Here is a 20,556-nt window from a genome sequence, read left to right on the forward strand (position 1 = left end):
CTGCTAGAGCGCGGGGGCGGGTGCGGGGGTGGCCGCAGGAGCTGCAGGAGACGGGGAAACCGTGCTGCCCTTGGCGTCGCGGGAATCGGTCCGGTAGAAGCCGGAGCCCTTGAACACTACGCCGACGCTGTTGAACTTCTTGCGCAGCGTGCCCTGGCACTCGGGGCAGGACGTCAGGGAGTTGTCGCTGAACGACTGCACGATCTCGAAGGCATGGCTGCAGTCCTTGCAGGCGTATGCATACGTGGGCACTGGAAATCCTCACTCTGGGGCAAACGAGCAGGTCCCGTGCTGCCGAGCCGGAATCACTGCCGATATGCCTATCGACCGGTTCCGCCCTTAGCAGTCCCAGGGCCTGAGTGCCAATTCTATCACCTTGGCAGGAACCTACATCAGCCGGGGCGGCATCAGCCGAGCCGGATGATCCCGCCCGGGGTCAGCGCCACGTCGACCTTCCGGTCGAACGACTCGGCGGGAATGCTGCCCGCGGGCAGCACCTCCGTGTCATAGACGACGGCGGCAGTCGGCAACGCGACAGCGTCGGACACCTCGCCGGACGCGGGGGACATGGCGGCCAGGGCGGCAAGGAACTTGTCGTAGTAGCCGCCGCCTTGTCCGATGCGGTTGCCCGAGAAATCCACGGCGGTGGCCGGGAGGATGACTGCCGTGGCGTCGCGCATGACGGCGGTGCTGTGGCGTTCTCCGACAGGCTCCTGGATGGGAGCGTATCGGCTGCGTACAAACCCGGACTGCGGAGTCCAATACACCCAGCTGAGCGAGATGTCTGGTTCGCAAACCGGAAGCAGCACCCGGTGCCCGGCAACGGTCAGGGCCGTCAACAGCGGCAGCGTGGGCGGTTCGGCGCCCACACCGAGGTACACCGCGAAGATGCCTTGGCGGCCGCGGGCCTGCCCGGAGGCCCACTCGAGCCCGTAGCGGGCGATGCCCGCCGCGGCAGCATCCTGTGCGGCCGGCGGGAGTGCGGAACGCTTCGCCCTGTGGCTGGAGCGTATTTCCTCTTTAGACGCCAAGCTGGACTGTCCTCTGCCTCTTCCGGCCGCCAGGTGTCGGGAGGGCCTGCCGGGCGGTTCGAATAAAAATTACGCAATGATTGGTCCCTCCGTTAGATTAGTCGAGTGAATACACCGAACTCTTCCGTCCGTAAGGCCGTCATCCCCGCCGCGGGTCTTGGTACCAGGTTTCTTCCGGCCACGAAGGCCATGCCCAAGGAAATGCTGCCTGTCGTTGACAAGCCGGCCATCCAGTACGTCGTTGAGGAGGCCGTGAATGTCGGCCTGAACGACATCCTGATGATCACGGGCCGCAACAAGCGGGCGTTGGAGGACCACTTCGACCGCGTACCGGCGCTGGAGTCCACCCTCAAGGCGAAGGGTGACACGGCGAAGCTCGAGTCCATCCAGGCCGCCAGCAACCTCGGTGACATCCACTATGTCCGCCAGGGAGATCCCATGGGCCTTGGCCACGCCGTCCTCCGGGCCAAGCAGCACGTCGGGCAGGAGCCGTTCGCCGTCCTCCTGGGCGATGACCTCATCGATGCCCGCGATGAGCTGCTCAGCACCATGATCGAAGTCCAGGCCAAGACCGGCGGGTCGGTGATCGCCCTGATCGAGGTGGATCCGTCCCAGATCAGTGCCTACGGCTGCGCCGACGTTGAGGCAATCGTTGGTGAGGACTACGTCCGCGTCAATCAGCTCGTGGAGAAGCCCGACGTCGAGGACGCCCCGTCCAACCTCGCCGTGATTGGCCGCTACGTGTTGCACCCGGCCGTCTTTGAAGTGCTTGAGCGCACCGCGCCCGGCCGTGGCGGAGAAATCCAGCTCACGGACGCGCTGCAGGAGCTCTCGGCCGGCACCGGCGAGGGCTACGGCGTGTACGGCGTCGTCTTCCGCGGCCGCCGCTACGACACCGGCGACAAGCTCAGCTACCTCAAGGCCTGCGTACAGCTCGCCTGCGACAGTGAGGACCTCGGCCCGGGTCTGCGCGAATGGCTGCCCGGCTTCGCGTCCAGCCTGGCCCCCAGCCTCGCAAAGTAACTCCCGTGGGGGGCAGCTTCACCTGGCCGGTGACCCTGGAGAGTGGCGAGATCGTGTTGCGCCCGATCCGGTACCGGGACCGCAAGGAGTGGACAGCACTCCGGTCCCGTAACTGCGAGTGGCTGGCCCCCTGGGAGGCGTCAAACCCGGTCCCCGGCGGCGGCCTGCCGGACTACCGGCAGATGGTGCGTTCGCTCAAGGCCCAGGCCGCGCAGGCCACTGCCCTGCCCTTCGTGATCGCGGAATGGACGCCCGGCCACCAGGCACCGGTGATCGTGGGGCAGTTGACTGTGTCCTCGATCGTGTGGGGATCGGCCATGATGGCGACGCTTGGCTATTGGGTCGACAAGGAACGGGCCGGGCGGGGAATCGCCCCGACCGCCGTGGCCATGGCAACGGACTATTGCTTTGGCACCCTTGGGCTGCACCGCATGGAGATCAACATCAGGCCGGAGAACGCGCCGAGCCTGCGGGTGGTGGAGAAACTTGGGTTTCGCGACGAGGGATTCCGGCCCAGGTTCCTGCACATCAACGGCGAATGGGCGGACCACCGGACCTTCGCGCTCACGGCTGAGGAAGTGCCGGAAGGCCTCCTCGCACGGTGGCTGAGGACGCGCCAGGCCTGAACCTGTGACGCCGCCTGACCATCCACGGTGCCCCGGCGCCGGCCACTGGCCGGCGCGCGCGACACACCCCTGACAATGCGGGGCAGCACCCCATATACCTCATACGGTTTTGAGTGTGGACTTCCCTCTTAGCAGCTCTGTGATCCTTGTCATTGCTGTTGCGCTCTGGATCGTGTGGGTGGCGCCTTACGTTCTCCGGAACGGGCGCCACCAGCTGCAGCCTGCAGGCGAATTCCTGGCGGACGTCATGGACATGGAACCAGCAGATCCACATGCGGGGAAGGTTATGAAAATGACAGCGCAGCAGGAGAAACCCATGACCAGCACCCAGCGCGCAGTACCGGCCGGCGGCACCGCAGGCCATGGTCCAAGTAGCGGGGCGGCGGCCGGAAGGAACCCGAATTCTGCAGCGACCTCCCCGGCGTTCCGGATTCGTTGGGGACGGCTGGTGCTGGCGGTAGCCGGCCTCCTGGCCCTCCTCACAGGAGTGGTATCCGCGGCCCTTCGACTTTTCGGTATTGGTTCCGGCTGGCTCCCCGTGACGGCCCTGCTGGGCGCCGTCGCCGCCGTGGCGCTGCTCCGCCGCCTCGCTGTCCGCGACCGCCGGCGGAAGATGAACGCCGCATTCCGTGCCGCCATGGGCAGCCCGGAACGCACTACTGCGCGGCCTTCCGCGCCCGAACAGGTCCCCGCCCTTCCTGCCGGCCGTCCCGCTGCCCGGCCGGAAAGCCCGCTCTTCGACGCCGAGGCGGACCGGGTCACTCCCGAGCCTGCACCGAAGCCGTTGACCGCACTGGAGCTCCGCCAGGCCGCCCTCGCCGAAGCTGCAGCCTCGGGGGATACCTCGGCGGCTTTGGCAGCCGAAACTGCGGCAGCGGCGGAGGGCTCCAGCTGGGAGCCCGTCGATGTTCCCAAGCCCACCTACGTCGAAGCGGCGAAGGCCGAACGCGCAGCCCCCATGCCCCTCGACCTGCCTGAAGCGCCGAAAGCCGTCGGGAAGCCGTCTCTCAAGCAGGCCGCCGCGCGGCCGGCCGCATCCGATCCGCGGGCCGCGGACGATTCCGAGCCAAAGCAGCTCAGCAAGGCCCAGAGTGCTTTGAGCAACCTGGACGATGTCCTCCAGCGGCGACGCGCCTGATCCGCTCCGTTCTTCCGGAGATTTCGCCCCGGGCAGCCAGCGATGGCTGCCCGGGGTTTTCATTTCCCCGGGGCGTCGCGGGCGGGCTTCGTTGCGGTAGCCTCGGGTCATGACAAGGATCTGCGTCGCCGGCGGAACCGGCCAAGTAGGCCGTGAAGTGGTGCGCAGGGCTGTCGATGCCGGGCACTCGGTGGCCGTCCTCAGCCGCAACCAGCTGGCGGCCGGCACTGCCGCCAACATCAGCGGCGCGGAATACTTCCGCGCGGACGTGACGACGGGAGAAGGTGTCGTGGCCGCACTGGCCGGTGCCGACGTCGTGATCGATTGCCTGGAGGGACGCTCCGGGACGGCGCGCAAGAACTTCGCCGACGGCGGCGCGCGTCTTCTGGCCGCCGCTCGGGATGCGGGTACGGCGAGGGCCGTCATGCTGTCCATCGTGAACTGTGGTCGCAGTAAGTCAGCCTTCTACCGGTCGAAGGCTGCCAAAGAACACGTCTACATGCTGTCCGGACTGGAGACAGTGGTGGTCCGGGCCACCCAGTTTCATTCGTTGCTGGCAATGATGTTCGGCGCCGGCTCGAGAGTGCGGATCATCCCCGTGGTGCGAGGCGCCCGGTTCCAGCCGGTCTCGCCGGCCGACGCGGCCGCGGTGCTCCTGGAAACCGCACTGGAACCGGGGCCGGTTCCGGCCGCAGGACCGCGGCACCGGGTGCTGAACCTCGGCGGCCCGGAATCCAAGGACATGGCCGACTTTGCCCGGGAGTGGCAGCGGGCCACGGGCGTCAAGGGCCAACTGGTGCGCCTGCCGTTGCCGGGCGCGATGGGCCGCTATTTGCGCGAGGGGCTGAACCTGGTGCCGGAGGCACGACACGGCAACGAGACATTCCGGGGCTGGCTGGAAAACAGCGCAGATAGTTTGTAGCCTAGGGACACCGGCAACGCCGTTCCCTCAGGACCGGCGTTGCTTCGGGGCTATAGCTCAGTTGGTAGAGCGCTTCGTTCGCATCGAAGAGGTCAGGAGTTCGAATCTCCTTAGCTCCACAGTTTGCAGGGGTTTTTGAACCCTTGAATGATGAAATAAACACTTTGCCAGGTGAAATCACTAAGAGCGCCTCGCCGAAAGGTGCGGTGCCGTCACCGGAACCGAATACGTCAACAAGATATTGTCAAGGAAGCCGCCCCGGGTCGATTTCGCGTGCTAGGTTAGCGGCAAAGCCGCGGCGATTGCCAGCAGCTTCCGTACTCTTGGGGGAGAGTGACGATGATCCCGAACAACAGGCAGCTCATCAATCTCATGGCCGGCGCCGATCCGGTTTTTCTTGCCAGCCGATTCGCTACCGATTTTTCGGCAGCCCTCGGTCTGGAGGGGGAGCGGGGCACTTTCCGGTACTTCGGGGGAGGCTATTGGGACATCAGGATTGACGGAGGCCCTGCGTTCCAGTTGACCCCTCACGGATCGAGAGTCGTCCGGGCCAACGGGTCGGCCGAAGATGGCCCGGTCATGACGAGCCCGCGGCTCCGACCGCCGTGGTCCCTGGTGCTGCCCTGTCATTCGACATCGACCGGACCGAACCCACGGATGAGGACCTGGCGGAGCTGGAATCTTTGAAATCCAGTGTCCAGAACTTTCCCGGAACGACCTGAGCCGGAAGATAAGGGATCGTCATGACGGAAACATCCGCCGAGAACCCCACCACCGCCCGGCGAACGTCGCGACGGACAGGCCCAAACCGACGCATGATTAACGCATGAGAGGGTCAATGATCGACCCGCTCCGGACCGGACTCCGCAGCCCGCATTTCTCTTGGGGGACAACTTGAATTCACGCATCACCGGCCTGCTGTTCACCGCGGCACTGACGGGGGTCCTGCTCACTGCCGCGGCGTGCGCCGTCCCGCAGGCGAGCACGGAGCCGAACGCCACGCCTCTGAGCGCGCCGGCCACTACTGTGGAGCCCTCGCCCAGTGCCGCAGCCACAACAGCGGCAACCCTCACCCCGGCAGTCAGTGAGACGGCGGCGGCGCCTGCTCCGGAGACCCGACAGTCTGCACCGATGCAGACGTTCACGTTTCCGGACGGCCACATTTCCTTCACCCACCCGGCGGGCTGGACCGTCACGGTCAAGCCCGGTCCGGTAAACAACGCTGAAGAGCAGAAGATCTCCTTCGAGGCGACCATCTCGGACGAGTCGGGCGCAGAATTGGCCCGCGTTTACAGCGGTAAGTACGGCGACGGCGCCGCGGGTCCGGCCAAGCGGACCGTTCTGGACCACAGCCCGGTATCAGGAATCACGGACAAGTCAGGGGAAACCGCGCAGTTCGGCTTCGCCTACGATGAGGACCTGGCGGGCGGTCTCCACTACTTCATGGATGTCCGGGAAGCTCACGAGTTCCTGGCACATGACGGCAGCTCCGGGTCCAACCAGATCGCGCTGCCCGACAGGATCATGAACGCTTACGTCGTCCTCACTGATTCACCGTCCACACTGGCCTTCACTTCGCCGGCCGCCGCGAAAGCCTGGATGGAATCCGGACGGTACGCCCAGCTCAAAACGATGCTGCTCAGCCTGAAATACGCGTAGCCGGATAAGATCCCGGCGTTCCGACCTGGCACCGCCGGACCGTCCTGCAAGCCCAGGCGACGCCATGGTGCGTGACTACCCCGTGAAGAGGACCAATATGACAGCTACAGCGATCAGCACCCGGACGGCGTCGGACGTCAATCTGCACGTCGGCGCACCGGGACCCGCCGTGGCCACCGAAGCGGCAGCGCTCCTCAACGAATCCCTCGGCTCTGGATTCATCCGCCCTTCCGAGCTGGCTGAACTCACGGCAGGCCACGGGGGAGTCCTCATCCGCGCCCGCAACCGGCCCGGCCAGCTCTTCGGCGCGGCCACGGCCCGCCTCCTGGGCCGGGAAGACGTCAATGCGCTGCAGGACCTCCTGAGCCGTGCCGGCGTCGAGGCCGGCCTGGACGGGCACCGGATCGGTGAGCTGAAGTCCATTGTCGTCTCGCCCGCAGCCCGGGGGATGGGCCTCGGCACCACCATGCTTGCGGCCAGTCTCGATTTTCTGAAGGCCTGCGGTTGCCGCTATGTTGTGTCCGCGTCGTGGGTCTCGGCCGATCCACAGCAATCTTCTCTCGGGATGCTGGAACGGGCCGGATTCGCGCAGAAGGCGGGCGGTTACCTGTGCCCCGAGTGCGGCGCCGAGTGCGTCTGCGCGGCCATCATCCTCGTGCTGCCACTCGAGGATTGGCCGGTGGGCCCCGGCGGCACGTGACCTAACTCGTGGGGGCTGCCGTGGCGACTGGTTGTCAAGGCCTGCTGGATGATCTGTTGGTCGGCCGTCAGAGCCTCGGGCGGCCGGGCGCCAACGCCGAACAGGGCCGGCGGCCGCTAGAGCTCTTCCTTGGCGAGGGCCGTGGTGCCGGGAGGTGTCGGCCGTCCGAGGCGCATGTCGAGTCTGGCGCGCAGCCTTGCGGCGGTGACCTGAACCCGGTGCTGCGGGACGGGCGCATTGTGGGAAGCCTTCGCGGAAACGAGCGGCCCGCCGTCCGTTATTTCCGCAAGCCCGTTCACGGACTTCCACGCGATGTCCAGGAGTTCAAGCTCTTCGTTCCGTGCCAACTCGCTGCCGGCGAGCACATCCAGCGCTGCCAGCCCTAGGGCTTTGATGTCCTCGTCCTCGTCCAGGGCACGTTCCAGTGCCCATTGTGTCCGTTTCCACCACTCGGCCCGGTCGTCGGAGATGGCCTTCTGGCGCAGTGTCTGCCAGGCCATAAACGCTCCAACTGCCGCCGCTATGAGTACCGCAACAGGGGCAAGCGCGGCAACGATCTGCCACCACTCGGCCGGACTTGAGTGGAGAAGGACTTCAACTGGAACTGGAGTCGGGGCAGGCGTTGGCGGCATGCGATCAGCCTAAGCCGCAGCCCGGACAGTGTCAGGCGACGAGGCGGGCGCGGCGTGGTTTCGGCGCTCGCGCGCCATCACCGCGGACACCGGTGTCCGGCCACCGGTGTCCGTGGTCTCCCGGTGGGCGCCCCGGCGTGGATGCCGCCCTTGACGGTCCGCTCACCGGCTCTTCCAACCGGCAGCTTGCCCACCGGCTGTTGCCGGAGGAGCCGTTCTGAATATCCCCTCGGGCGGCGCGGAACGTCCCGTCGGCGACGCCCTTCTGGTGCTTCCCACCCGTAAGGATGAACAGGACAGCACGGACAAGTAGCCGCGGTACCCTCCGGTCACAGCGAAGCGTAGAGCCGGCCGAGTGATGTCAGCTGGCCGTTGGTTTTGTAGAGGGCTGACGGGCCCATGGCAGGGTCGCTGGGTTCCCTGGATTTCCACGCAAACCGTTCGACGAAGGGCATCACACGCATGCCGGCTACCGCAACCTGCATGAAGTATGCGATTTCGCGGGTCGTGTATTTGGACGGATGTGCCGGGGTTGCCGACCAGTCCGCAACCGCAAATTCGGTAACCCAGACCGGCCTTCCGTACCTGTGATGCAAGTACCAAACTTTTGCGAGGAAGCTCTCTGGGTTCGGCGAACCGTAGGAATGCATCGTCATGAAATCGACCCGGAGATTCGCCTTCCGCGCCCTGGCCATGAACTGGTCCAACCATGGGCTCCTGACACCGACAGTGGCCGGAGATCCCAGCCGCAGGCCGGTGGACTGAAGGTGGGGCCACAACCGGATGGCCTCATCGACAGACATGCTGGCTTGGCCAGGGTGGTCCGGCTCGTTGAAAGCGAGGAGGTGTCTGGTCCTCGTCTGGGGAAGTTGCCTGGCCACGTCGCCAAGGGCGTCCTTTCGGAGCAAAGCATTCGCGCTCCACACCATCGGGACAAAGGCCGGGTTGGTCGTGACGGTATACGCGGATCCCCAGGAGTAGTACCAGTTGGCGTTGAGGCTCCGGATTTGTCTCAATGCCAACGCATCGTCTCCGCCGTGGGCTGCGCCTTTAAGAGCCCTTGGGGCAGAGATGGCCGTCCGGGCAAGGGATGGTGCGGACGGGGCCGGAACCGGCCCTGGGGGTGGTGTGGCGGCGAAACTGGCCCCGGCCGCAGCCGGGGCAGCCAGCATTGCAGTGAGAAATGTCCGGCGATCCATGGATTCCTTCTTCCGAAGCGAAGCGGGCCGATACCAATCCTCAACCGGATGTGACCAAGATCACGCTACGCCACTCTCTCGGCATTTGGAACAGCCGCAACGTGTCGCAATACCGGCGGCTTCGCGTGCGGGGCAAAAGAGTTTTCATGAGATGGTGTGAACATGCGTGATCGGCGCCGTGGCCGCGCCGGCGCTGCCATCTGCGCGGCGGAACCCAAAACGCAAATCAACGGCAAACCAGCCGAAATCCACTGCAGACATCCACGGCAGAATCCCACAGCAGAATCCCAGTGCAGAAACACAGTGCAGACGAGGCCACCAACCATGAAGAACATGATCGTGATTGCGATTGCCCTGCTGACGCTTCTGCTGACGCTTCTGCTGACCGCAGCCTGCTCCGCCTCGCCGAATCCCGAGCCGTCCGCCGGGAGCGCGTCCGCGGGCCTGCCGGCGTCGCTTCCCAAACCGGACGCGGCCGAGCAGGAAGCCCTCCTGGCCTCGCTCGCCGCGATTGACCCCCGGCTGCCAAGCGATACGGCAGTCGATAAGGCCCGCAGGCTCTGCGGCCGCCTTCTGGGGCAGTCGCCGGAAGACCAGCTCATCGCCGCCGCAAAAGCGGAGTTCACCGGCGGCGACGTCCCGGCCGTCTCGGACGAGGACGCGCAGCGGGTACTCTCGGCGATCGGGGCCAACGGGTTCTGCCGCTAGCCTTGTTAATAACACGAGGAGAACTATGACCACCCTGAAAGAACGCCTGCACGCCGACGTCGTGAGCCACATGAAGGACCGCAACAAGGTTGCCCTCACCACTGTGCGCAACGTCCTGGGCGAGATCGAAACCCGCGAGAAATCGGGTAAGACGCCAATCGTGCTGGACGACGCACAGGTGACCGCCCTCCTGCAGAAGGAAGCCGCCAAGCGCCGCGACACTGCCCGCATCTACACCGAAGCCGGCGAAGCCGAGCGTGCCGCTGCCGAGATCGCCGAGGCCGAGGTGATCGAAGCCTACCTGCCCAAGCCACTCACCGCAGCCGAAGTCGAGACGATCGTGGACGAGACCATCGCGGCGCTCAAGGCCGACGGGGTCGAGCTGTCCCTGCGTCAGCTGGGAGCAGTGATGAAGCCCGTCACCGCCACGGTGGCCGGACGTTTTGACGGCAAAGCCGTCAGCGAAATCGTCCGCAACCGTCTCGCGCAGCAATGAGCCTGATCCGGCTGCACGACGTCGGCGTCCGTTTCGACAACACACAGATCCTTCGCGAGGCGTTCTTCCGCTTGGAACCCGGGGACCGGGTGGGCCTGATCGGCAAAAACGGCTCGGGGAAGACCTCCATACTCAAGCTCATCCTGGACCAGGTGTCCCCGGACACCGGAACGGTCACCGTGGAGCAGGGAACCAGGGTGGGGTATTTCTCCCAGTTTTCCGAGCTGGACGGCGAGGCGACCATCCTCGAGGTCCTTGACGGACTGTTCGTCCAGATCAAGGCTGCCGAGGCCGAGCTGGCAGGCATCGACGCCGCCATTGCGGCAGACCCCGCCGAAGCAGAGCTGGACCGGCTGATCCGGCGCCAGGCCGAGCTGTTCGAGGACATGGACCGTCTCGACGGATGGGACTACAAGCGGCGCATCGACACCGTCCTGACCACGCTGGGGTTCAGCGAGGCGCACCGCACGTGCGCGATTGACGAACTCTCCGGCGGGTGGCGCAACCGCGCTGCTTTGGCGAAGATCCTGTTGGAGGGTCCGGACGTATTGCTGCTGGATGAACCCACCAACTACCTCGACGTGGCCGGCGTCGAATGGCTGGAAAGCTGGTTCCGCGACTACCGGGGTGCCGCGATCATCGTCTCGCACGACCGGAAGTTCCTCGATGCGGTGGTCAACCGGATTATCGAGGTGGAGAACTTCCATCTGCACGAATACCCGGGAAACTTCGCCGAGTACGTTGTCCAGAAGCAGTTCCGGCTCAAAACACTCGAGGCGCAGTTCGTCCACGAGTCCGAGCTCCTCGCCTTTGAAGCGGAGGGCATCGCCGACCGCCGCGAGGCCGCCAAGGCAGCCAGCCGCGGGCTGGGGAACCAGTTGGCCAAGATCAAGAAGGCGCGCACACCCCGGCCCGTCGACCAGATCGTCACCGAGATCTACGGCGGGCTGCACGTGAAGGATGTCCTCTGCCGGGTCGAGGGGCTGGGCAAATCCTATGGCGACAAAGTGTTGTTCGAGGACCTCAGCTTTGAGATCCGCCGTGGCAACAGGATTGTGGTCCTGGGCTCCAACGGCAGTGGCAAGTCCACGCTGCTGAAAGTGCTGACCGGGGAGGAACCGACTGATTCCGGTGATGTGGTCTGGGCCAAGGGGCCCGGTTTTGTTTCGTACAACAAAATGCTGGAACAGCTCGACGACGCCGACACCGTCTCGCACGCGGTCAACGCGCTGCCGGACAGCCTCGCCTTCAGCGCCACGAAGAAGTCCGTGAACAGGTTCCTCGCGATGTTCCAGTTCTCCGAGGCCGACCTCAAACAGAAGATCGGCAACCTATCCGGCGGACAGAAAGCCCGCGTCGCCATGGCTCAGTGCCTGTTGTCCGGTGCCTCGGTGCTGCTCCTGGACGAGCCCACCAACCACCTGGACATGTCCAGCACCCAGGTGATGGAACGGGCACTGCTCCACTTCCCCGGGGCGGTCGTCGTGGTCAGCCACGACCGGTTCTTCACCGAGAAAATCGCCACTCGTCGGCTGGTCTTCGGCAGCGACGGCGCGGAACCCGGCGAGGTCGACGTGCGCGCGGCCTAGCAAACGCAAGATGAACCTTTGCTCAGCGTTGGCTCAGCATTGGCTCAGGTTGTGGCAGAAGCGCGTGAACGGCCGAAACGTGCTGGGTTCTGTCCGGTAACGTGGCGCTGGCTGCCGATGGGGGACCGGCAGCGGTCTCACTCGCCGCGTTGAAAGGTATCTCTCTCATGGCAGGAATCTTCGGCTGGCTTGGTGCGTTGGGCACCACCGGCAAAGCAGTAGTTGTTGCGTCCGTCGTCGTCACCGGCGGCGCAGGCGCCGCAGCCGCTACCGTGACCCCAGATCTTCCGGCTGACCCGACGTCGACCACGACGTCGACCGGCACCGCGACGGCTGAGCCGGACGATCCGGCTCAGCCTGAGACGCCGGGAGCGGACGACCAGGAGTCCGCCGAGTCGGGCGGTCCGGCTGGGGCCGAAACTCCCGAAGCCGACGACGAGGAAGCCGATGATCGAGAGTCCGCCGAGTCGGGCGATCCGGCCGGGCCGGAGACTCCCGAAGCCGACGGCCAGGACGCGGACGATCAGGGCACGGACCAGGACTCCGACGGCCAGGACGCGGACGATCAGGGCACGGACGAGGACTCCGACGAGAATGGACCTGCTGCCCCCGCCCCCGCCGCTCCCGAGTCTCCAGCACCCGCCGCTCCGGAGTCTCCGGCACCGGCCGAAGATGATGAGCAGGACTCGGCCGATGCGCTGGAATCCGACGGCTCGCACCAGTGGAATGGCAACAGCGGATGGGCGCACCAGAATGCCAACGAGCACCGCGCCGCTGGCCAGGCCAACGCCTCCGAACACCGCGGCGACGCTGAGGACCGCGGAAGCGATCACTCCGGCAAGTCCAAGGAGCACGGCGGCTCCGGCGAACACCGCCACAACAAGTAGCGCGAACAGCTCTGAAACGGCGGCCCGGACCATTGGTCCGGGCCGCCGTCGCTGTGACGGCGCGAAAATGGGATGCCGCGAATAACGTCACGGCCGGCCGCCTTCAGGGGCGCGACGGTCCGGTCCGCGAGATAATAAGAACATGACCAACCAGGAGCAGGACCGCGACCCGTGGGAGGAGTTCGACCAGCTCAAGCCCGCAGGCCCGGACAGGGTCGCCGGCTACCCCGGCGGGGAACCGCAGGGCTTCGGCTTCCGCACGGGCGTCCGCAGCGCCAAGGTTGCCCTCGGATTTGCCGTCTACTCCCTAGCGCTTGGCAGCATTCTGGTTCTCATCGGGGCCATCGTATTCATTGGCAGCGGGAAGTGGCTGCTGCTCGGGCTCATGGTACTGGCCGAGGTCGTCTTTATCCTGGCGTTCCGGCGGCTTATGGTCCAGGTCCGGGACCGCCGCGCTTCCGGCTAGAGCCAGCCCTTCTTCTTGAAGATGGTGTACATCAGCGCCGCCGTGGCGGCCATGAGCGCGACTGCCATCGGGTAGCCGAACGTCCAGTGCAGTTCCGGCATGTGGTCGAAGTTCATGCCGTACAGTCCGGCCACAAATGTCGGTGCGAAGAGGATCGCGGCCCACGACGAGATCTTCTTGACCTGCTCGTTTTGTTCCGCGCTGGCCTCGTTCTGGCGGTTGGCGGTCAGGGTCCCGTCCAGGGTGAGCGCGTTCTGCAGCAGGTCACGGAAGGAATCGGCGCGGGAGATCAGCCGCTCCACGTGGTCCTCGACGTCGCGGAGGCTGTGCTGCAGTTCCGTGTCCACCCGGTACTTCTCGAAGCCCCGCCGGAGCTGTTGCATCATTGCAGGGAGCGGGTGGATGGCGCGCTGGAAATGGATGACTTCCCGGGCGAGTTCGTAGATCCGCCGGGACACCAGCGGGTCGCCGCTGAAGAGCTGGTCCTCTATCTCGTCGATGTCGTTTTCGAGCCCGGCCACCACGGGCCCGTAGTCATCCACCACCTGGTCCATGAGTGCGTACAGGACGGCCTCGGGGCCGTGGCGCAGCAGGTCGGGTCGGTCCTCCAGCCGGCGCCGGACCTGGCCCACGACTTTCGTCTCGGCGTGCCGGACGGTGACCACGAAGTTCCTGCCCGTGAAGATGTGCAGTTCGCCGAACTCCACGGTCTCGGTCTCGTCCAGGTACCGGGCAGGCCGGAGAACAGTGAACAGGTTGTCGTCGTAGCGTTCCAGTTTGGGGCGCTGATGGGCAGAAATTGCATCCTCGACCGCCAGCCCGTGCAGGCCGAATTCCGCCGCCACAGCCGCCATTTCACCGGGCGTGGGCCGGTAGAGCCCGATCCAGGCCATGCCCCCGCGCTCGGTCAGGGTCTCGAAAGTCTGCTCGAGGTTCCGCGGCTCGGCGCTGCGTATTCCGTCCACGTAGACGGCGTTGTCGATGATAGTCACCGGGACATTATCCTTTGTTCATCTGGGGTTCGGCGGGATCGGCCCGCCGCGGCGCGGACCGGCCGGGGGTCAGCGCGTTGCCCTGGGCGAGCCGGCTGATCAAAGGTTCGGTCCGGTAGGGGATATGGGTGTGCAGCGCCAGTACGGTCTCGGTGCGGATGACGCCCTTGATCCGAAGGATCGACCGGAGGGCCGCCTGGAGGTTGTGCGTATCCGTTGCCACCACCCGGCACCAGACGTCGCCGCGCCCGGAGATCTCATGGACTTCCAGGACTTGGGCGATCAGCCGCAGGGCCCCGACGACGCCGTCGAGTTCCCGGTGGTTGACCTCGATCGTCACGAAGGCGACGACGTCGTACCCCACCGCTTCCAGGTCGATTTCGCGGCCGCCGTCGTGCAACACGCCCGAGCGCAGCATGCGCCGCACGCGCGACTGGGCGGTGTTCCGGGCGATGCCCAGGGCATCACTGAGGTCGCCGATCTGGATCCGCGGATCCCGGATCAGCTCCAGCAGAATTTTGAGGTCGGTGGGGTCCAGACTGTTCAAATCATCACTCCGGTTCACGTCAACAGCCCGAGAATGACTGTTTTGATCAATTTTGACACAGAATTTGGCCATGAAGATCATTGGTATTGCATTCTGTAGGTACCAATCTTTCAACCAGGCCGGGCGTTTCCCCCACAACAGGGAAAGCCCGGCCTGCACTTTGCAAGGGCACGGCCATGACAGTCTTCAGTGAACTTCGCATGCGCCCGGCCACAGCTGACCGCTGGGGCTGGGACGCTTCCACCACCGCACGGCTCGTAATGGCCGGCGTCGTGATCTTTACGCTGCTCGTCGGCGCGAATCTGGCGACTCCGCTGTACCCCCTGCTGCAGGCAAAACTGGGAATTACGGCGCTCGACGTCACGGTGGCGTTCTCGGCCTACGTCCTGGCGCTCGTGGCCACCCTGGTCCTGGCCGGTCACTGGTCCGACCACATCGGACGCCGCGCCGCCCTCGTGCTGGCGGTACTGGTGGGCCTGACCGGCGGCTTTGTCTTCGCCACCGCGGACAGCCTCGTGGCGCTCTGCGCCGGGCGCGCGCTGCAGGGCGTCGCCGTGGCGCTCGCCACCGGCGCCAGCTCGGCTGCCCTGCGCGAACTCCTGCCCAGCCGTCCGGAGTGGGCCTCCCGGTTCACGCTCCTGGCCTCGGCCGGGGGCGTCGCGGCCGGTCCCGCGATCGGCGGACTGCTCTCACTCCTGCCGGGCCCGACGACGACCCCGTACTACCTGCACTCCGTCGTCCTCGCGGCCGTGCTGGTGCCCCTCTACCTGCTCAAGGCGCGGCCCGCCATCAGCCTGCATGCCGGACCCCAGCCGCTGCGTGTCCTGGCGCCGCGGCGGCCTTCGGTCTCCAGCGAGGCGCGCGGCGCCTTCTGGCTGGCGTCCTCTGTGGGCTTCCTGAGCTTCACGGTCTTCGGCTTCTGCCTCTCGCTCGCGCCTGGCTATTTCGCCCAGATTGTCCACGCCGACTCACGGCCGCTGATTGGCCTGCTGGCCGGGCTGACGCTGGGCTCCTCGGCCCTGAGCCAGCTGCTGGCCGTCCGGGGCCGGTTCGCCGTGTCCGCCGGGCTGGCCGTCCTGGGCGTCTCCGTCCTGCTGATCGCCGCGGCCGCTGCCTGGAGCAGCCCGTGGCTGCTGATATTGGCCAGCATCACTGCCGGCGTGGGGCAGGGCGTGGCCTTCCGGACCGTCTTCAACGACGTCGCCGGCAAGGTGGAGGCCGCCCGGCACGCCCAGATCATCAGCACCGTCTATGTCATCACGTACCTTGGCAGCGCCTTCCCGGTGATCGGGCTGGGGCTCGCGGCCGGTATGGTCGGGCTGCAGGCCGCCGTCGCCGGTTTCGTCACAGTGTGCGCCGCCGCCGCGCTGACGCTGGCGGCCGTAACGCTGCGGACCGCCCTGCGCCAGCCGGTCTATGTGCGCCAGCAGGTCTAAGTGCGCCGGCAGGTCTAGTGCGCCGGCAAGTGCGCGGTCGGCAACGGGCGCGCCGTCGCCCCGGTTACGGCAACGGGCCGTGGTTGCCCTGGATGTGGTCAAAGACCAGCGTGGTTTCGGTGTGGCCCACTACGGGGTCGGTGGCCAGGTTGTCCAGCACCCAGTCCCGAAGGTCCTCGGTGGTGGCCACGGCGATGTGCAGCAGATAGTCCACTGACCCGGACGTGTGGAAGGTCGAGAGCACTGCCGGGAGCTTGGGCACCCGGGCTGTGAACCGGTCGATCTGCTCGCGGTCGTGGGCCCGGAGCCGGACCGCAATGAGGGCCTGAACCGAGCGTCCGATCGCGGACAGGCTCAGATTGGCCTCGAAGCCCTCGATGATGCCGCGCTCCGACAGGGCGCGGGTGCGCATCAGCGCGGTCGACGGCGCGATCCCCACGAGCTCTGCCAGCTGCTTGTTCGAGATGCGGGCGTCCGCGACGAGGGCAGCGAGCAGGCGCTCGTCGATCGCGTCCAGCGGCTCGCTGGCTCCCGGCCGAACATTCTTCGCACTGCTGCTCACGGATCCTCCTCGTAGTGTGGTCTATTCATCATAAACGGCACTATCCGACAGTTCCATTCACATGCCCTACAAAAGCTCGAATTATTGCCAGATACTTGCGGAATTCAATGGCGAATATTCGTAAGGAGTAAGGGTGCTCTCTCAAGATTCATTGGCGGTCCACGCAGGCCGGAACGGGCTCACGGAACTGGGCGTCCATGCGGTGCCCATCGATTTGTCCACGACGGCACCCCTGCCGTCCGTGCACGACGGAGGCCTTGCCTACGAGCACATGGCCACGGGCGGGTCGCATGTGGAGGGGCAAAGTACCGTGTACCAGCGGCTGTGGAACCCCACGGTGGCACGCTTCGAAGATGGCGTCGCCGTCCTGGAAGGGACCCCCGAGTCTGTCGCCTTCGCCACCGGCATGGCGGCGCTGAGCGCGGTGCTCCTCGCAGTTGTGGCGGCAGGCAAGAAGCACGTTGTCGCCGTGCGGCCTCTTTACGGCGGCAGCGACTACCTGCTCGCCTCCGGCTTCCTCGGCAACGAGGTCACCTTTACGACGCCGGAAGGCGTCCGCGCCGCCCTGCGGCCGGACACCGGCCTGGTGATCCTGGAGACGCCGGCGAACCCGACCCTCGAGCTGGTGGACATCGCCCGCGTGGCTGACGCCGCCGACGGCGTGCCGCTCCTGGTGGACAACACCTTCGCCAGCCCGGTGCTGCAGCAGCCCTTCATGCGCGGTGCCGCCATGGTGCTGCACAGCGCCACGAAGTTCCTCGGCGGCCACGGTGACGCCATGGGCGGCGTGGTGGCCGCCGGCTCTGAATGGGCGGTGCGCCTGCGCCAGATCCGGGCCGTGACCGGCGGAATCCTGACACCGTGGCCGGCCTACCTGCTGCACCGCGGGTTGGCGACGCTGCCTGTGCGTGTCCGCGCCCAGCAGGCCAGCGCTGAAAAGGTCGCGGTTGCCCTGGCCGGGCACGGGCTTGTGAAGCAGGTCTACTACCCGGGACTGGCTGAATGCGACCCGCAGGGCCTTGTGGGCACGCAGATGTCCGGGCCGGGGTCGCTGATGGCCTTCGAGCTCGCCAGCGCCGAGCACGCCGAGCGGATCCCGGCCGCCGTCGGCATGATCACGCACGCCGTCTCCCTCGGCGGGATCGATACCCTCATCCAGCACCCGGCCGGCCTGACCCACCGGCCGGTCGAAGCCGCGGCCAAGCCGCACGCGAGCCTGCTGCGGATCTCGGTGGGGCTGGAGGACCCGGCCGACATCGTCGCCGACCTCGTGCAGGCGATCGAGGCAACCCGGTAGCCGGCGGACCCGGCGCCTAGCCGGAAAGGGCATCTAGCCGGTTACTGTGGCTCCGCCGCCGGCGGCTTCGGTTCCGCGCGCCGCTCCGGTTGCGGACGCGGGCGCAGGATGCGCGACGGCGGTGATTGCCGCCGTCGCGCCGGCCAGTCCGATGACTGTCAGGGCAAGGGCCGTCCAGCCGAACCGCTGGAAGATCAGGCCGCCGGCCCAGCCAAGCACGCTGGAGCCGAGGTAGTAGGCGAGGTTGTACAGTGAGGCTGCCTGCGCCCGGCCCGTCGTGGCGATCAGTCCGGTCCAGCCGGAACCGATGCTGTGGGCCGCGAAGAAGCCGCCCGTGAACAGCAGCAATCCCACCAGGATCGGGACCAGCAGCTCCGTGAGCGTCAGCGCCAGGCCGCCCGCCATCAGTACGGTGCCGGCGATCAGGACGGTGCGCCGGCCGAACCGTGACGTCAGCCCCGCTGCCCAGCGCGCCGAGACGGTTCCGGAGAGGTAGGCCAGGAAGATCAGGCTGATAGCGGTGGCCGGCAGGCTGAACGGTTCCCCGGACAGCCTGAATCCCAGATAGTTGTAGACAGCCACGAAGCCGCCCATGAGCAGGAAGGCCTGGACGTACAGGGCCAGCAGCCGGGGATTGCGGGCATGGCCGGCCAGCGTGCACCAGGCCCCGCGGATGCCGCCCGCGGCCGCGGCGGTGAACCCCTGGGCCCGCGGCACGAGGACGAGGAACAGGACAGCTGCTCCGGTGGCCAAAACGGAGACGGCCAGGGCCGCGGCCCGCCATCCCCACAGTTCCCCGACCGGTCCGGCGACCAGCCGGCCGGCAAGGCCGCCCAGGGTGGTCCCGGCGACATAACTACCGGCGGCAAGGGCAGCATGGGCCTTGTTGACCTCTTCGTTGAGGTAGGCAATCGCGATGGCGGGGATGCCGCCGAGGGCCATTCCCTCGAGCATCCGCAGACTGAGCAGCACGGGGAAGCTCGGGGCCAGGGGGACCAGCAGTCCCAGGATGGTGGCCGCGGAGATGCCCCACATCATTGCCCGGACGCGGCCGATCCGGTCGGCCAGGAAGGACCACGGGAGCACCGTCAGGGCGAGCCCCACCGTCGCCAGGGAAATCGTCAGCGCGGCCTCGGCGGCCGAGATGTGGAGATCCGCCGCCAGGAGGGGGAGCACCGCCTGGGTGGAGTAAAGCTGGGCGAAGGTCGCGACGCCGGCAAAGGCAAGCCCGGCGAGGATCCGGCGGTAGGCCGCGGAGCCCTTCGGATGGCCAGCCCAGGCAGCAGCGTTAGCTGCAGGATCAGCTGCAGGATTGGACACTGGACTGGGACCGGCGCCGGAGGGTGCGGAAAAGCGTGGCATGCCCTCAGGCTAAAGCCTGCCCGGGGCATGCTTCCAATGCATGATTTCCATAGAATAGATAGCAAATATGGAACAGTGCACGGAGGAAGGGCCCATGGACGTCGAACACAGGCAGCTCGTGCAGCTGCTGCCCCTCCTGCCGCTGCTGGCGGAACTCGGGCGGACGGAGCACATTACCGAGACGGCCGAGCTCCTGGGCCTGCCGCAGTCGACGGTGAGCCGTGCAATAGCGCGCGCCAGCGCCATCGTGGGGACTGAGCTGTTGATCCGGGACGGCCGCGGCGTGCGGCTGACGGCCGCGGCGAAGACGCTCCTGCCCCACATCGAGGCCGCTCTCGACGAATTCCAGACGGGGCTGGATCGTGTCCGGCACGAATCGGAAGTGGTCCGCGGCCGGATCGCTGTGTCGTTCCAGCACACCTTCGGCGAGGCGATGCTGCCGCTGCTCATCAGTGCGTTCCGGAGCCGGCACCCGCAGACCGCCTTTGACCTCAGCCAGGGCGCACGGGACGGCTGCCTCGCGGAACTGGCCGAGGGCTCCGCCGACGTGGCGCTCACCGCACCCGTGGCCGCGCCAAGCAAGAGAATCGGTTCGGCCGCGCTGTACCGGGAACCGCTGCGCCTGGTGGTGCACCACCGGCATCCCCTGGCCGGCCGCCGTCGGGCCCGGGTCACTGATATCCGGCAGGAGCCGTTCGTGGCGATGGGGTCCGGCTACGGCATGCGCTCACTGACCGATGCGCTGTTCCGGGAGGCGGGGTTCCGCCCCCGGATTGCCTTCGAGAGCCAGGACTCGCACACCGTCCGCGGACTTGTCTCGGCCGGGCTCGGCGTCAGCATCCTGCCGCCGGGCGGTTCCGCGCCGGGGCGGCAGCTCCCGTCGCCGGGGGCCGGCGCCGATGACGGCGGGCCCGGGTGGGTGGAGATTCCCCTGGATTCGGCCCTGGCGTTCCGCGAGATCGGCCTCGCGTGGCGGGAGCCGGTTTCGCGGAATGCCGGGGCCGATGCCGAACCTGATCCCGTGCGCTTGTTCCGCGAACTCGTGCTGCGCGACGGGCCCGCACTCCTGGCTGGTTTCGTGCGCGAACGCTCGGGAGGCTGAGCCGGGCCGACGGGCGCGCCGAGGTCGCCGGTTGGCCGCGAGATCGCCGTAAGAGCGGAATGAATCAAGCTGTTTGTGACAGCTGGTTGGTTTTGTGGTTGATGCCGGCGTGGGCCGGGGCGGGTGGTGCGGTGGGTTTGTTTCGGTAGCGGTGAGGATGCCGGGCGTGGCAGGCGTTGAGG

General features: G+C 66.8%; 22 protein-coding genes and 1 tRNA gene. 15 read left to right on the forward strand and 8 right to left on the reverse strand.

Going from position 1 to position 20,556, the window contains the following annotated elements; translation table 11 throughout:
* Positions 1–3 precede the first annotated feature (3 nt).
* Both LQV16_RS18735 and LQV16_RS18740 read right to left on the reverse strand, forming a co-directional pair.
* Positions 4–252: an FmdB family zinc ribbon protein gene (locus LQV16_RS18735; protein ID WP_229995393.1), complete on the reverse strand. Its 249-nt coding sequence runs from the start codon at positions 250–252 to the stop codon at positions 4–6.
* A 155-nt stretch (positions 253–407) separates the two neighbouring features.
* Positions 408–1,031 carry a 5-formyltetrahydrofolate cyclo-ligase gene (locus tag LQV16_RS18740; RefSeq protein ID WP_229995394.1) on the reverse strand — a complete coding sequence of 208 codons (624 nt, stop codon included), beginning with the start codon at positions 1,029–1,031 and terminating at the stop codon, positions 408–410.
* 105 nt (positions 1,032–1,136) lie between these two features.
* On the opposite strand from LQV16_RS18740, the gene galU reads away from it, so the two are divergent.
* The 7 genes from galU to LQV16_RS18775 all read left to right on the forward strand — a co-directional run bounded on the left by galU (position 1,137) and on the right by LQV16_RS18775 (position 7,099).
* On the forward strand, positions 1,137–2,054 hold the full coding sequence (gene galU / locus LQV16_RS18745; RefSeq protein WP_229995395.1) for a UTP--glucose-1-phosphate uridylyltransferase GalU: 918 nt from the start codon (positions 1,137–1,139) through the stop codon (positions 2,052–2,054).
* 5 nt (positions 2,055–2,059) lie between these two features.
* The gene (locus LQV16_RS18750) at positions 2,060–2,680 is read left to right on the forward strand and encodes a GNAT family protein (protein WP_229995396.1); all 621 of its coding nucleotides are present in this window, start codon (positions 2,060–2,062) and stop codon (positions 2,678–2,680) included.
* 139 nt (positions 2,681–2,819) lie between these two features.
* Positions 2,820–3,818, forward strand: a complete 999-nt coding sequence (locus LQV16_RS18755) for a hypothetical protein (protein ID WP_229995413.1) — start codon at positions 2,820–2,822, stop codon at positions 3,816–3,818.
* 109 nt (positions 3,819–3,927) lie between these two features.
* Entirely contained in the window at positions 3,928–4,740 is an 813-nt protein-coding gene (locus LQV16_RS18760) for an NAD(P)H-binding protein (RefSeq protein ID WP_229995397.1), read from the forward strand.
* A 46-nt stretch (positions 4,741–4,786) separates the two neighbouring features.
* Positions 4,787–4,859: transfer RNA gene (locus LQV16_RS18765), tRNA-Ala, on the forward strand.
* A gap of 775 nt (positions 4,860–5,634) precedes the next feature.
* Entirely contained in the window at positions 5,635–6,399 is a 765-nt protein-coding gene (locus LQV16_RS18770; RefSeq protein ID WP_229995398.1) for a hypothetical protein, read from the forward strand.
* Between the two features lie 97 nt (positions 6,400–6,496).
* On the forward strand, positions 6,497–7,099 hold the full coding sequence (locus LQV16_RS18775; RefSeq protein ID WP_229995399.1) for a GNAT family N-acetyltransferase: 603 nt from the start codon (positions 6,497–6,499) through the stop codon (positions 7,097–7,099).
* Positions 7,100–7,215: 116 nt separating this feature from the next.
* On the opposite strand, the gene LQV16_RS18780 is transcribed toward LQV16_RS18775, so the two are convergent.
* Both LQV16_RS18780 and LQV16_RS18785 read right to left on the reverse strand, forming a co-directional pair.
* Positions 7,216–7,599, reverse strand: a complete 384-nt coding sequence (locus LQV16_RS18780; RefSeq protein ID WP_229995400.1) for a hypothetical protein — start codon at positions 7,597–7,599, stop codon at positions 7,216–7,218.
* Between the two features lie 461 nt (positions 7,600–8,060).
* Positions 8,061–8,930 (reverse strand): glycosyl hydrolase, encoded by an 870-nt coding sequence (locus tag LQV16_RS18785; RefSeq protein ID WP_356815824.1) that lies wholly within the window; start codon positions 8,928–8,930, stop codon positions 8,061–8,063.
* A gap of 324 nt (positions 8,931–9,254) precedes the next feature.
* On the opposite strand from LQV16_RS18785, the gene LQV16_RS18790 reads away from it, so the two are divergent.
* From LQV16_RS18790 to LQV16_RS18810, 5 genes are all read left to right on the forward strand, one after another.
* Complete coding sequence (locus LQV16_RS18790; protein WP_229995401.1) at positions 9,255–9,638, forward strand: hypothetical protein; 384 nt, start codon at positions 9,255–9,257, stop codon at positions 9,636–9,638.
* Between the two features lie 25 nt (positions 9,639–9,663).
* Positions 9,664–10,134, forward strand: a complete 471-nt coding sequence (locus LQV16_RS18795; protein ID WP_229995402.1) for a GatB/YqeY domain-containing protein — start codon at positions 9,664–9,666, stop codon at positions 10,132–10,134.
* Complete coding sequence (locus tag LQV16_RS18800; protein ID WP_229995403.1) at positions 10,131–11,723, forward strand: ABC-F family ATP-binding cassette domain-containing protein; 1,593 nt, start codon at positions 10,131–10,133, stop codon at positions 11,721–11,723. The genes LQV16_RS18795 and LQV16_RS18800 overlap by 4 nt, the downstream gene beginning before the upstream one ends.
* A gap of 167 nt (positions 11,724–11,890) precedes the next feature.
* Entirely contained in the window at positions 11,891–12,610 is a 720-nt protein-coding gene (locus tag LQV16_RS18805; protein WP_229995404.1) for a hypothetical protein, read from the forward strand.
* Positions 12,611–12,752: 142 nt separating this feature from the next.
* Positions 12,753–13,076, forward strand: coding sequence for a hypothetical protein (locus LQV16_RS18810; RefSeq protein ID WP_229995405.1), 324 nt, complete (start codon positions 12,753–12,755; stop codon positions 13,074–13,076).
* Here the strand turns inward: LQV16_RS18810 and corA are convergent.
* The gene (gene corA / locus LQV16_RS18815; RefSeq protein ID WP_229995406.1) at positions 13,073–14,068 is read right to left on the reverse strand and encodes a magnesium/cobalt transporter CorA; all 996 of its coding nucleotides are present in this window, start codon (positions 14,066–14,068) and stop codon (positions 13,073–13,075) included. The genes LQV16_RS18810 and corA overlap by 4 nt on opposite strands.
* A 7-nt stretch (positions 14,069–14,075) precedes the next feature.
* A complete protein-coding gene (locus LQV16_RS18820; RefSeq protein WP_229995407.1) occupies positions 14,076–14,615 on the reverse strand; it encodes an Lrp/AsnC family transcriptional regulator in 540 nt (179 codons plus the stop codon).
* Positions 14,616–14,791: 176 nt separating this feature from the next.
* Between LQV16_RS18820 and LQV16_RS18825 the strand changes: the two genes are divergently transcribed.
* Entirely contained in the window at positions 14,792–16,051 is a 1,260-nt protein-coding gene (locus tag LQV16_RS18825) for an MFS transporter (RefSeq protein ID WP_229995408.1), read from the forward strand.
* Between the two features lie 64 nt (positions 16,052–16,115).
* Here the strand turns inward: LQV16_RS18825 and LQV16_RS18830 are convergent, their stop codons facing one another.
* Entirely contained in the window at positions 16,116–16,613 is a 498-nt protein-coding gene (locus LQV16_RS18830; protein WP_229995409.1) for an Lrp/AsnC family transcriptional regulator, read from the reverse strand.
* 133 nt (positions 16,614–16,746) lie between these two features.
* Between LQV16_RS18830 and LQV16_RS18835 the strand changes: the two genes are divergently transcribed.
* Positions 16,747–17,910: a PLP-dependent aspartate aminotransferase family protein gene (locus tag LQV16_RS18835; RefSeq protein ID WP_229995410.1), complete on the forward strand. Its 1,164-nt coding sequence runs from the start codon at positions 16,747–16,749 to the stop codon at positions 17,908–17,910.
* A gap of 33 nt (positions 17,911–17,943) precedes the next feature.
* Here the strand turns inward: LQV16_RS18835 and LQV16_RS18840 are convergent, their stop codons facing one another.
* Positions 17,944–19,272, reverse strand: a complete 1,329-nt coding sequence (locus LQV16_RS18840; protein ID WP_229995411.1) for an MFS transporter — start codon at positions 19,270–19,272, stop codon at positions 17,944–17,946.
* Between the two features lie 94 nt (positions 19,273–19,366).
* Here LQV16_RS18840 and LQV16_RS18845 point away from each other — a divergent pair, with 94 nt between their 5' ends.
* Positions 19,367–20,374 carry a LysR family transcriptional regulator gene (locus tag LQV16_RS18845; RefSeq protein ID WP_229995412.1) on the forward strand — a complete coding sequence of 336 codons (1,008 nt, stop codon included), beginning with the start codon at positions 19,367–19,369 and terminating at the stop codon, positions 20,372–20,374.
* Positions 20,375–20,556: the final 182 nt, after the last annotated feature.

The organism is Arthrobacter sp. Bi26, assembly GCF_918697925.1.
GTDB lineage: Bacteria > Actinomycetota > Actinomycetes > Actinomycetales > Micrococcaceae > Arthrobacter.

Coding starts and splice junctions, on each gene's coding strand:
- LQV16_RS18760 (WP_229995397.1), top strand. CDS start 3,928: ATGACAAGGATCTGCGTCGCCGGCGGAACCGGCCAAGTAGGCCGTGAA.
- LQV16_RS18775 (WP_229995399.1), top strand. CDS start 6,497: ATGACAGCTACAGCGATCAGCACCCGGACGGCGTCGGACGTCAATCTG.
- LQV16_RS18780 (WP_229995400.1), bottom strand. CDS start 7,599: ATGGCCTGGCAGACACTGCGCCAGAAGGCCATCTCCGACGACCGGGCC.
- LQV16_RS18785 (WP_356815824.1), bottom strand. CDS start 8,930: ATGGATCGCCGGACATTTCTCACTGCAATGCTGGCTGCCCCGGCTGCG.
- LQV16_RS18790 (WP_229995401.1), top strand. CDS start 9,255: ATGAAGAACATGATCGTGATTGCGATTGCCCTGCTGACGCTTCTGCTG.
- LQV16_RS18795 (WP_229995402.1), top strand. CDS start 9,664: ATGACCACCCTGAAAGAACGCCTGCACGCCGACGTCGTGAGCCACATG.
- LQV16_RS18800 (WP_229995403.1), top strand. CDS start 10,131: ATGAGCCTGATCCGGCTGCACGACGTCGGCGTCCGTTTCGACAACACA.
- LQV16_RS18805 (WP_229995404.1), top strand. CDS start 11,891: ATGGCAGGAATCTTCGGCTGGCTTGGTGCGTTGGGCACCACCGGCAAA.
- LQV16_RS18810 (WP_229995405.1), top strand. CDS start 12,753: ATGACCAACCAGGAGCAGGACCGCGACCCGTGGGAGGAGTTCGACCAG.
- LQV16_RS18825 (WP_229995408.1), top strand. CDS start 14,792: ATGACAGTCTTCAGTGAACTTCGCATGCGCCCGGCCACAGCTGACCGC.
- LQV16_RS18840 (WP_229995411.1), bottom strand. CDS start 19,272: ATGCCACGCTTTTCCGCACCCTCCGGCGCCGGTCCCAGTCCAGTGTCC.
- LQV16_RS18845 (WP_229995412.1), top strand. CDS start 19,367: ATGGACGTCGAACACAGGCAGCTCGTGCAGCTGCTGCCCCTCCTGCCG.